Origin of the sequence: Kitasatospora saccharophila (assembly GCF_039529925.1) — a bacterium.
Lineage (GTDB): Bacteria > Actinomycetota > Actinomycetes > Streptomycetales > Streptomycetaceae > Kitasatospora > Kitasatospora saccharophila.
In genome coordinates this window covers 1-11,258 of record NZ_BAAANS010000117.1, presented here as the reverse complement: position 1 = coordinate 11,258, position 11,258 = coordinate 1, and the positions used below count along the sequence as shown (strand labels likewise).

Below are 11,258 nucleotides of genomic sequence, written 5' to 3'. Positions count from 1 at the left end.
CCGTCCCGCTGCGGCAGCAACGGCTCAATCCGAGCCCACGCAGCATCCGTTATCTCTCCACGACCCACCACAAGATCAATTATGAGACACGGCCTAGGCACCACACCCTCTTCACCGCCCTCGCCACGGCGACCGGGAAAGCCACCGGCTCGCTCCACGGCCACCACCGCACCGCCGAGTTCAAGAAGTTCCCGGCCAAGCTCGACCAGCCGGTCCCCGCCGACCTCGAAGCGCACCTGATCCCGGACGACCACATCACCCACAAGGTCCCAGCGATCAAGACCTGGCTGGTCACCCACCCGCGCTTCCACCTGTGCCTCGCCCCGACCGGATCCTCCTGCCTGAACCTGGTCGAGCAGTGGTTCACCGAACTCACGCCGAACAAGTTCCGCCACGGCGTCCACCGCCCGGTCCAGGCCCTGGAGCGCGACATCCGCAGCCGGCTCGCCGACTGGAACGACCACCCCAGACCGTTCATCCGGACCAAGACCACCGACGAAATCCTCAACAAGGTCTCGGGCCATCCCCGCGGGCGCGGGGAGCAGCCCGAGCAGCACCGGGGCCGGGGCGCGGCAGTGGGACCATCCCTGCGGGCGCGGGGAGCAGCGGATCTCCATCAGGGTGAGTCCCTGGGAGTCGGGACCATCCCCGCAGGCGCGGGGAGCAGTGCAGAAGGGCGGTCAGCCGGTGGTCGCGGCTGGGACCATCCCCGCGGGCGCGGGGAGCAGAGCGTGACCTGCTCGCCGTCGCGGTGGACGTCGGGACCATCCCCGCGGGCGCGGGGAGCAGATCTGCGAGCCCGTGTTCCCTGCCGCCGCCCAGGGACCATCCCCGCGGGCGCGGGGAGCAGCTGGGGGTGGCTTTGATTCCTTGCCCCGCAGGGGGACCATCCCCGCGGGCGCGGGGAGCAGCACCGCCGACATATCGTCGGTCCCCCGGTGCGGGGACCATCCCCGCGGGCGCGGGGAGCAGCGCACGATGCTGTGGCCGTGCCGGATCTCCCCGGGACCATCCCCGCGGGCGCGGGGAGCAGGACTCGGAGGGGGCGGCGGCGAGGCGGTTCACGGGACCATCCCCGCGGGCGCGGGGAGCAGTTCCGGGGCCAGCCGGACTTTCCTCCCGCCGGAGGACCATCCCCGCGGGCGCGGGGAGCAGCGGCTCCCTCTTCGGTGGGCTCGGCGGGGAGGGGGACCATCCCCGCGGGCGCGGGGAGCAGCGTGCGGGTGGGCGCCGTGTCGGTGATGCGGCTGGGACCATCCCCGCGGGCGCGGGGAGCAGTTTGCGCAGTAGGTCGCCACGGATTCGCATCCGAGGACCATCCCCGCGGGCGCGGGGAGCAGCACCCGGTCCGTCGCCCGTTACTACGAGGAGCGGGACCATCCCCGCGGGCGCGGGGAGCAGCGTTGCAACTGCAACTCCCCAGTTCAGGGGCGGGGACCATCCCCGCGGGCGCGGGGAGCAGCGAAGGCACTGGCGAGCAGCAGCGGGTACTCCGGGACCATCCCCGCGGGCGCGGGGAGCAGACCCGGCGGAGGCCTGCGCGCACGGCTGGAAGGGGACCATCCCCGCGGGCGCGGGGAGCAGCTTGTTCCTCCTCGCGGAGGTAATGGCGATGGGGGACCATCCCCGCGGGCGCGGGGAGCAGGTCTGGTCGCCGGCTCCCAACGCGAACGCCTGGGGACCATCCCCGCGGGCGCGGGGAGCAGGCCGCGCTGACCGGTACCACCGCCAGCCTGTGGGGACCATCCCCGCGGGCGCGGGGAGCAGACAGCGGGCATGTGGGGCGTCGGCGGGGGATGGGGACCATCCCCGCGGGCGCGGGGAGCAGTCTTGATGACCTGTGGGTTTACCTGTCGATGTGGCGCGAAACTGCAATCTTCACTGATTCCGGCATAACGGACATATGGTTCAGGCCCTTTCGGCGGTGGTTCATCGTTTTCCGAAACGGCGCAGTTTGGACGCGGTGCTCCAGCCTGGCTTGGCTGGGCTGGATGCCGGAGCCGCACCGGCGTTTGGTCGGTGGATGAGGGTGAGGCCTTCGTGGTCGACGGGTTTCCAGGCGTGGTCGTGGGTGTGGAAGGTGAAGCCCTGTTCCGTGTTCGAGGTGTGGATCAGGAGGGCCCGGCCCTGGCCCGCGTGCTGTCGGACTTCGGCCCACAGGACGTCCCGCACGCGTGCGGACGGGGAGCCGATGAACACTCCGGCGGAGATTTCGAGGAGCCAGCGGGTGAGTAGGCCCCGCAGGCCGACGGGGCAGTTGGTGAGGACGATGACGGTCACCAGTTGCCCTCCCCGTAGTTGACTCCTGCGGCGACGTGTTGCCCGTGATCGGCTTGGAGGCTGACCGTGTCCTGGTCGTCGGTGGCCGTTTCGATGGCGAGCAGGCGTCGGATGTCGGCGACGATCCGCTCCTGCAGGCGCAGTTCGTGGATGCGGTCGCGCAGGGCACGGCGGGTGCGGGCGCCGATGTCCTCGGGGGAGGCGGCTGCGACGTCGAAGGCGACGGGGATGCCGATCTCGGTCTTGTAGAGGTCGGCGATGTCGAGGACGAAGGAGAGTTCGTGGCCGGAGTGCACGAATCCGAGGGCGGGTGAGCAGCCGAGTGCGGCGATGACGGCGTGCGAGACGCCGTACATGGCTTGGGCGGCTGCGGTGATGGCCTGGTTGGCGGGGTCTCCGGAGGTGAAGTCTCCGGGGGTGTAGTGGCGTCCTCGCCAGCGGATGCCGGTTCTGGCGGCTTCGGCGCGGTAGCAGTCCTTCATGCGGTCGCCTTCATGGCCGAGGAGTTGCCGCCGGGTGAGGCTCGCCGGGTCCTCGTCGGGGAAGCGCAGCCGGTACATGGCCCGGGCGGTGTCCAGGCGGGTGCGCTGGTTGGCCCAGCGGAGGGCCTGGGCTTCGGCCATGGCCGAGGAGCGGGACAGCGAGCGGCCTGCCGCGTAGTGGCGGACGCCGTGTTCGCCGGTCCAGACCACGCCCGCGCCGGTCTCGCTGAGGACGCTCATCGCCTGGTGGGTGATGCGGGTGCCGGGACCCAGGAGCAGGGTGCCGATGGTGGCGGAGGGGATGTGGGTGGTGCCGTCGGCGGTTTCGACGGTGAGGGCGTTGGAGTCGCGGTGGATGGTGCAGCGTTCGAGGTAGAGGAAGGAGAGCCGGTCGGCGGCGCGGGCGAGTTCGCGCGGGCTGCTGGCCGGGCGGCGGCTGACGGTGCTCACGGGGTCAGCCGATCGGGGCGAGGGTCATCAGGCCGCAGCCGTACGCCTTGGCCTTGCCGAGGCCGGCGGTCAGTACGGCGCGCAGGGCGTCGGGGTCGGTGACTTCGAGGCGGCCGTCGAAGGTGACGGCGGTGAGGGTGACGCGTCCGGTGGTGCCTTGTTTGGCGAAGGCGAGGTTGCGCTGTCCGTGGACGGCGAGCTGGTGCTCGTCGCCGTGTTCGGTGTGCCGGCGGTCGGCGGGTTTGGCCAGGATGCGGAAGCCGCCCGCGTCCTGGCGCTGGAGCAGCCACTGCGTCTGGTGGCGGGCGGTGAGGTGGGCGGTGCGTTTGGTGGGCTCGCCGTCTTTCCTGCGGGCGTGGTGGACGGGGTTGGCGGTGAGGCGGAAGTTCCAGGTGGTGCCCTTGTCGAGGCGTTCGAGGAACGGGGCGTAGGCGTAGGTCTGCCAGCCGGCCGTGCCGGTGGCGGCCGCGGCGGGCCAGCCGGCCTGTTCCACGAGGTGGGTGAGGTCGGGGCGGGCGGGGCTGACGACGTACAGCTGGACTTCGGCGGTGGCGTTGTGGTCGGTGCGCCACAGGACGCGCGGGCCGGGGGCGGCGGGCAGGATCTCGGGGAAGGCGGACATGACCGCGGCGTGCAGGTGCTGGGGGGAGGACAGCAGTCGGCGGGCGCCCGCGCGCGCGGTGTTGAAGCGGAAGCGGGTCAGGTACATCAGGCGCTTTCCAGGTGTGTCGTCGGGTCGTGGGCGGGCACGGGTGCCTTCGCGGGGCGCGGTGTGGCACGGGGGTTGGGCACGGTGACGGTGGTGGTGCGGACGGTGCGCAGGCCGTGCCGGCGGTGGCGGACGTCGAAGCTGAGCGGCTGGTCGCGCAGTACGTCGCCTTGGACGGGCGCGGCCGGGTCGCTGCCCGGCGGGATCTCTGCGAGGACGGTCAGGTCGACGCTCGGGTGGTCGCGGTGGCGCTGCTGGTGCCAGGGGGCGGCGCGCCAGGGCAGGCGGGCCAGGACGGCGTCGAGGTCGCCGTCGTGGTGGACGCTCCGGTCGTCGGGCAGGTCCAGCGGGCGGGAGGGCGGGCAGGAGCGGCGCCCCAGGTAGGGCAGGTAGGCGGGGGCCCGGACGGCCGTGTGGAGGCGTTCGATGAGCGGGGCGGGGCCTTCGACGGCCGCGACGAAGACGGCGTCGGCGAGGTAGAAGCGCTCGGAGAGCGGCATCGACTCCTCGGTGTCGAAGTGCTGGGCGCTCTGGTAGTCGCGCAGCCGGGCGCCGGGCTGGTCGACGCGGACGCCGAAGCGCAGGGCGGCGAGTTCGGCGAGGCCCGCGTCGTCGCCGCGTTCGATGCCGAGCGCGGCGGCGAGCAGTCCGATGACGCCGCTCTTGGTGGGGGCGTTCTCGGTGGTGCGCCGGGCGAAGCGCGAGGTGGCCCCCCACGACTGCAGGGGGCCGGCGAGCTGCAGGGCCAGCACGCTCATCCGCGCTGCTCCAGGCGGGCGGCGACGGCGGCGCCGACGGCGGTCACCAGGGTGGAGAGCCGCGGGGTCTCCTGACCGAGAGAGGAGAGCTTGGCGGTGGCGGGGCCCACGCGCAGGACCCAGGTCTGGGCGCTGTCGTCGCCGTAGGCCCGTTCGATCTCGGGGACGTAGTCGGCGAGGCGGGCGCAGGCGGGCTCCAGGTGGCCGCCGTCGACGTCGGGGGTGACGGGCTTCTCGAAGGCTCCGACGAAGCTGACGGGGCGTGAGGTGCGCAGGGTGACGAGGACGGCGTCGGGGAGGGTGTGGTTGCCGAAGGTGTTGATCTTGCCGGTGGGCAGGGAGGAGACGAAGCCCTCCAGGAACGCCTCGACGGCGCGGCGCACCGGGGTGGCGGGCGACTCGTTCTCGTCCAGGCCCCGGCCGAGGTTGCGCTCCAGCAGGTCGACGTCGAGGGCCGCGTACCGGTAGAGGGTGGCGGAGTTGAAGTCGACGGTGCCGATCATGCCCGCGCCCGGTTCGGCGTCGGTGTTGCGGTCGTCGACGGCGGTGAAGTAGTCGGACTCGGTCTCGCTGCGGTGCACGCCGATGGCGTGGGCGACCTGGGCCGCGGCGTCGACGTTGATGTCGGTGGAGTCGGCGACCATCCGCCCGAACAGGGCGATGTCGACGGAGTGCCGGCCGTCGGCGATCTTCTTCGCGCGGGCCTTGGCGTCCTTGTCCTTGAAGAACGCCTTGATGTCGGCGGCGCCCTCGACGGCCAGGGCCGCGAGGTGGCCGAGCTGGCGGGCGCTGAGGAACATCAGGTAGGAGGACTCGGGCGCCGGGTCGTCGCCGCCGTTCTTCTTCGCCTGCTCGACCTTGCGCTTGGGCGGTTCGATCTTCGAGCCGGTCGCGGTCTGCAGCACCTCCGCCGCCAGCGCCAGCGCCTGGGCCTCGCCGGTGTGGGGGGCGAGTTCGGTGATGCGTTCGGCGAGGAGTTCGGCGACCCGCTTGGTGCGCACCCCGAGCTCGGCAGGGTCGAGGATGGTGTCGAAGTAGCGGCGGGTGGCGCGCTTCCAGGCCTGGCTGGAGACTCGGGCACGGGTGGCGCCGCCGTACACCGCGGTCTTGGGCGCGCCGGTGTCGTCCCGGTTCAAGTTGCTCGGCGGGACGCTCTGCAGGGCGTGCACGTCGAGGATGATGCGGCTGGTCACTGGGCGCTGTCCTTGCGGTCGTCGGTGGAGGAGGTGGTGGCGCCGGGGGCCGCGTCGCCGGCGGCCGGGTCGGCGGGCTTGGCGCGGTGGGCGTGCAGGGAGCGCCCCCAGGAGCGCCGGACGCTGTCCGGTCCCCACGGCCGCTGCTGCCACTGGTAGAGCTGCTCGGCGAGCAGGGCGTAGTCGAGGGCGATGTCCTCGCGGCGCAGCAGCAGCACGATCTCGCGCAGTCGGGTGGCCAGGACGGGCATCGTGGCCGCTGATCCGGCGCGCACGAAGCGCTTGCGGGTCGGCTCGTCCATGTCGCCGCCGGGCATCAGGCGGCGTACGGCGGTGCCGAGTTCGTCGCCGCCCGGCCGGTGCATGCGGCTGCCGCGGGACTGCTGGTGCAGGGAGTACAGGGTCGCGGCCGTGTACAGGGCGGTGTGCGCGGCGTCCTGGTCCAGCACCGGGTCGGCGTGGAGGCGGTCGGCGTCGAGCAGGCCCCACAGGTCGGGGACGGTGGCGGTGTCCTTGCCGGCGCCGCGGCGCAGCCGGGCGAGGGCGGCGACGGCGTCGGGGCGGTCGTCCAGGTAGCCCTTCTGCAGGCGGCCGATCTCGCTGCCGGCGAGGGTGCCGACCGGTCCGAGGACGCGGCGGCGTTGCCCGGGGGTCGGTGGGGCGGTGGTCATGCGGTCGCCCTTTCGAGGTGGGAAGCCGTACCGGTGTCCGAGGCGTCCGGTGTGTCGGCCGGGTCGGTGGCCAAGGGCCCTGGGCTGCTGTCTTGCGGCTCGGGCTGCGGGGTGTCGGGGAAGGCGAGGGGCAGGGCGCGCTTGAGGCGGCTGCGGAACCACAGGTCGGCGGAGTCGGTGTTCAGCCAGGCCTCGCCCTTCTTGGTGGCGACGATCCGCCCCTCCCAAGCCGTGTCTCCGGCCTGGGCGATGAGGTCGCCGGCGAGGCCGGAGACGATCCGGCGGGCCTGCTGCTGCCAGTCGGTGCGCAGTGCGGTGGGATCGTCGCTGTCGCGGATGGCGGTCAGCCAGAGCCGGTACGGGGCGTCGAGGGCGCCGAAACCGGCGTCCCGCGCGCCGGCCCGGGGGGTCTCGGACTCGCTGCCCGCGGCCCGCGCGAGGTCGGACGCCAGGTCGCCCAGGGCCCGGACGGCGAGGTCCGCGTCTGCGACGGCGGTCTTCGCGGTCTCGCCCAGGCGTGGGTCCCGCTCGCTGAGCACGACCAGCGCGAACGCCACCGCGTCGCCGGTGATCTCGTCGATGACCGACTGCTGGGTGCCGTACACGGCGCCGAAGGTCCGCAGCCGCATCCGCCGCCCCTTCGGCAGGATCTCGTCCCCTTCCAGCCGGGCCAGCCAGTGCACCAGCCCCGGCCTCAGCTCCGGCGCCGGCTCTGCGGCCGGGCCCTGGAGCGGGGCGGCTGAGGCGATCAGCGAACCCAGCCCGCGCCAGGCCGCCCGCGCCGGGTCCACCTCCCTGGGCATGTACACCAGGGGCCGGCCGAGCTTCTTCTCCTGCGCCTGGCTGCGCCGCCAGCCGGTCATCGGCTCGGTGTCGAACCTGTTCTGCGGGGTGAGGGGGTCGCCGTAGGTGAGGACGACGCCGTGCACGCCGTCGTGGTCGGCGTGCAGCCGGATGCGGCGGGACTGCCAGGTGTAGAGGTCGCGCGGTCCGGCGGGGCGGGAGGCCAGGTCGTCGGCGGCGCCGGGGCCGGCGGGCGGGCGCCGCCAGGCGGGGAGGTCTCCGTGGACGGTGCTCCAGTGGTCGGCCGCGATCAGGTTCAACAGCAGCGTCTCACGCAGGTTCGTGCCTTCGGCGAGCACCGCGCCCAGGTTGCCCGCCCAGGCCGGGCCCTGGGGGTAGGCCTTACCCGCTTTGGCCCGCGGGTCGCCTTCCACGCCGGTCTTGATGCCGGAGGTGTCGTAGGCCTGGGCGTGCACGACCCAGCGGGCGGCCTCCGCGAACGTGACGCGCTCGACGCCGGGGAAGCGCGCGGTGAAGAACGGGTTGCCGTTGGGCACGTCCGCCACGATCCGGTTCGGGGAGAAGACCTCGTCCTTGCCGGTCCGCAGCCCCGCGCACTGGTAGAACGGCGTGTGCGGGTGCAGGAGGTCGAAGCGGTCCCGGTGTTCCTCCAGGTAGGGCAGCACCGGGTGCAGCGCCTGCGGGTCCTCCCACAGGTCGGCCCATTCCTCGGTGTCGCCCGGACCGTCCAAGGCGTCGTGGGCGATGGCCAGGAGCAGCCGGGTGAGGGCGAATTCCTGCGTGGTGAGTTCGCAGGCAAACCGCCTGATTCTCGTCGCCTGCTCGAATACCTCGCACAGGGACAGTTCGCTCTCGCGGCCGTCAATCAGCAGGACCGGGATCCACGCCTGCCCTGTCAGGTCGAACGACTCTGGTACGTGCGGGACTTGGGCTCGGTCATGCGTCGGCATTCGACACCTCGAGTCCGTTCTCACGGGTGTACATGAGTCGGAACCCTGCCAGAAGGGTCGGACAACCGGGCCGGATCGGAAGGATCAACTGCCCTGCCAGCCAAGGATTTTCCTTAACCTGCCAACTTTCGAAATAGAAACGCTCAAGTTCGGCGATTACCCGGTCAACAATGTACGGCTTGGCCAGGCGCGGCGGCAGGCGCAGCCCACAGGCCGCCGCCGCCCGCGCCGCCCGCGGCGACGGCACCGAACCGGTCGGCAGCGGCAGCCCTCCCCGCCCCTCGCCCGCCCAGCCCACCGTCGCCAGCGAGCCGTCCTCCGACTCCTCCACGACGATCACCTCAAGGCTCTCCGGACTGTCGCGCACCTGGGCCCGCCCGGCACGCGTGTCGTCCGCGTCGCCCGTACCGCCGGCCAGCCAGCCCATCAGCGACCGGCCGTCCTTCCCCGCCTCCCGGATCCGGAACACGTCCGCCGCCCTCGCCTTCTTGTCCTGCAGTTGCTCGTGGACCAGCTGTGCCTCCTGCAGCACCGGCGCCCACTGCGCGGGCCCCACCGGCCCCTCCCCGTACGCCGCCTGCACCAGGGCGCTGATGTCACCGGGCAGGGACAGCCCCCGCCCCTCCTCCAGGTGGGGGTGCAGCACGGCGAGCGAGCGCAGCAGCGCGTGCCGCCCGTACACCGCCTCCGATCCGCGCACCGGCGCGGGCACCGGAGCCGACCAGTCGACGCCCGTCAGCAGGCACCTCGCCTCCCGCAGCCGCACGGGCCGGCCCGGCCGCTGGTGGCGGTGCAGCCGCCCCACCCGCTGCAGCAGCAGGTCCACCGGCGCCACGTCGCTCACCAGCAGGTCGAAGTCCACGTCCAGCGACTGCTCCGCCACCTGGCTGGCCACCACGATGTGCCGCCCGGGCCGCTCGGAGCCGTCCGGGCCGAACAACTCCAGCAGCCGGCGGTCGTTCTCGGCCCGGTCGGTGTCGATGAACCTGGCATGGGCGACAGTCACCGCCCCGGCCCCGAACCTCTCGCGCAGGACCGCAGCCGCTTCCAGCACCCGGTCGACGGTGTTGCGCACCACCAGCGCGCACCCACCTCCTTCCAGCTCGGCCTCCAACCGGTCCGCCAGCACCTCCAGGCCGTCCCCGAGCCGCTCCAGCCGCACCTCGCACCCGCGGCCGGACGCCGCCGGGCGCCCCAGCACCGGGTCGTGCCCGGCACACACCGCGGTCAGCAACGGATACTCCCGCGCCTGCTCCACAGCGGCGAACCGCCCCTCGCCTCCGCCGACCCCCGCGTACGCCTGCGCCAACTCCCGGCGGCGCACGGCCGGAAGCGTCGCCGACAGCACCACCACCGGCACCCCGTACGCGCCCAGCCAGCCCAGCACCCGGTCCAGGTAGGCGTTCATGTACGTGTCGTACGCGTGCGCCTCGTCGATCACCACGACCTTCCCCGCCACCGCCAGATGCCGCAGCACCAGGTGGCGGGCCTTCAACCCCGCGAACAAGAGCTGATCGATCGTCCCCACCACGAACGACGACAGCAGGCCCTTCTTGCGTCCGGCCAGCCACTGGTGCGCCACCAGCTCCGCCGGACCGGCCCCCTCCTCCCCGGCCTTCGGCAACCGCTCCGCACCGTCCACGTCCACCGCCGCCACCCGCTGCCGCGAGCCGGCCCGCAACCCGGCGGCTTCCCGGTTCAGCGCCGCCTTCGAATGCGCCAGCAGCACCGACAGCTTCCCGTTCCCGTCGGCGGGCAGCCGGTCCAACCAGTCCAGCAGCCGCGGGAACATGGCGTTGCTCGTCGCCATCGTCGGCAGCGCGAAGAACACCCCGCCCGCACCGGCCCGCGCCGCCAGCACCTCCGCCGCCGCCAGCGCCGCCTCCGTCTTGCCCTCCCCCATCGGCGCCTCCACGATCAACAGCCCCGCCCCCGGCATCGCCCGCGCCATCTCCACCGCCGCCGCCTGCACCGGCCGCACCACCGCCCCCGGCGGCAACTCGAACCGCGACGCGAACAACGCCGGGGCGGCTTCCTGCGGCACCCGCGGCCGCCACGGCCCCGGCAGGTCCAGCCCCCGCCACGCCGCCGCCACCCGGCGCCCGCCGTCGAACCCGGCCTCCAGCGGGAAGTACGGGAACAGGTCCGGATTGCTCGCGATCCAGTCCGCCACGATCACCAGCCCGGACAGCACCACCTGCACCGTCTGCGGCAGCTTCACCCCCCGCCACTGCCCCAGCCTCCCCTGCGCCCCGAACTCCACCGCGCACGCGTCCAACAACTCCCCCTGGACCCGCCGCCACACCCCCTCACTCCCGCCCGGCGTCCGCACCAACTCCCCACGCCCGTCCAACTCCAGGAGCGCCACCTGCTCCGGCGGCACACCGTGATGACCACCCACCACCACCGCGAACTGCCCCGTCGCCCGTCCCGGCCACCCGTGCCGCTCCTTCATCCACTCCTGCAACAGCAACTGGCCCGCCAAGCCGTGCGGCGCCAACCGCCGATCCGCCCCCAACCCCGCCCGGTACGGCATCTCCAACCCCGCATCACGCATCCGGTCCGCCAGAGCGTCCACCTGGCACGCGAACGCCGGCGTCGCCTTCCCGATGTCGTGCACCCCCGCCAGCCACACCACCAACCGCCGCCCGTCCACCTCCCCCTCGGGCAGCACCCCGCCGACCATCGCCCGCACCCGCTCCGGCACCCAGCAGTCCCACAACAGCCCCGCCACCGCCGCACTGTCCTGCATGTGACACCACAACGGCAGCCACCCCTCACCGTCCCTGTCGTGCTTCGCCCACACACTGCGCGCCTGCTCCGACAACCGCGAACGCAGCTCGAACCCGCCGGCCACCCGCCCACTGTGAACGGTCAGCGATTTCCCCCACTTCTGAGGCTTCGTGGTCACGGAATTGGCCAGGGTCGCGGTCACGACTCCCCAAGGGGAACCTGACCACG

The 11,258-nt window shown here is 73.0% G+C and carries 8 protein-coding genes, 1 pseudogene and 1 CRISPR repeat array; of the genes and pseudogenes, 1 reads left to right on the top strand and 8 read right to left on the bottom strand.

Going from position 1 to position 11,258, the window contains the following annotated elements; genetic code table 11:
- Window positions 1–8 precede the first annotated feature (8 nt).
- Window positions 9–365, top strand: a pseudogene (locus ABD345_RS40415) (transposase); the annotation flags it as partial.
- A 151-nt stretch (window positions 366–516) separates the two neighbouring features.
- A CRISPR array of direct repeats spans window positions 517–1,828; the repeat unit is 29 nt; unit sequence GGGACCATCCCCGCGGGCGCGGGGAGCAG.
- Window positions 1,829–1,929: 101 nt separating this feature from the next.
- Here the strand turns inward: ABD345_RS40415 and cas2e are convergent.
- Genes cas2e through cas3 form a run of 8 tightly spaced genes read right to left on the bottom strand, consistent with a single transcriptional unit; the run spans window position 1,930 to window position 11,232 of the window.
- A complete protein-coding gene (cas2e, locus tag ABD345_RS39105; protein ID WP_344559454.1) occupies window positions 1,930–2,280 on the bottom strand; it encodes a type I-E CRISPR-associated endoribonuclease Cas2e in 351 nt (116 codons plus the stop codon).
- Window positions 2,277–3,212, bottom strand: coding sequence for a type I-E CRISPR-associated endonuclease Cas1e (gene cas1e, locus ABD345_RS39100; protein ID WP_344559452.1), 936 nt, complete (start codon window positions 3,210–3,212; stop codon window positions 2,277–2,279). Before cas1e ends, cas2e begins: the two co-directional genes overlap by 4 nt.
- A gap of 4 nt (window positions 3,213–3,216) precedes the next feature.
- The gene (gene cas6e, locus ABD345_RS39095) at window positions 3,217–3,921 is read right to left on the bottom strand and encodes a type I-E CRISPR-associated protein Cas6/Cse3/CasE (RefSeq protein WP_344559450.1); all 705 of its coding nucleotides are present in this window, start codon (window positions 3,919–3,921) and stop codon (window positions 3,217–3,219) included.
- Entirely contained in the window at window positions 3,921–4,679 is a 759-nt protein-coding gene (cas5e, locus tag ABD345_RS39090) for a type I-E CRISPR-associated protein Cas5/CasD (RefSeq protein WP_344559448.1), read from the bottom strand. The genes cas6e and cas5e overlap by 1 nt, the downstream gene beginning before the upstream one ends.
- Window positions 4,676–5,872, bottom strand: a complete 1,197-nt coding sequence (cas7e, locus tag ABD345_RS39085) for a type I-E CRISPR-associated protein Cas7/Cse4/CasC (protein ID WP_344559446.1) — start codon at window positions 5,870–5,872, stop codon at window positions 4,676–4,678. The genes cas5e and cas7e overlap by 4 nt, the downstream gene beginning before the upstream one ends.
- On the bottom strand, window positions 5,869–6,543 hold the full coding sequence (casB, locus tag ABD345_RS39080) for a type I-E CRISPR-associated protein Cse2/CasB (protein ID WP_344559444.1): 675 nt from the start codon (window positions 6,541–6,543) through the stop codon (window positions 5,869–5,871). The genes cas7e and casB overlap by 4 nt, the downstream gene beginning before the upstream one ends.
- On the bottom strand, window positions 6,540–8,297 hold the full coding sequence (gene casA, locus ABD345_RS39075; protein WP_344559442.1) for a type I-E CRISPR-associated protein Cse1/CasA: 1,758 nt from the start codon (window positions 8,295–8,297) through the stop codon (window positions 6,540–6,542). Before casA ends, casB begins: the two co-directional genes overlap by 4 nt.
- On the bottom strand, window positions 8,284–11,232 hold the full coding sequence (cas3, locus tag ABD345_RS39070) for a CRISPR-associated helicase Cas3' (RefSeq protein WP_425556959.1): 2,949 nt from the start codon (window positions 11,230–11,232) through the stop codon (window positions 8,284–8,286). The genes casA and cas3 overlap by 14 nt, the downstream gene beginning before the upstream one ends.
- Between the last annotated feature and the right edge of the window lie 26 nt (window positions 11,233–11,258).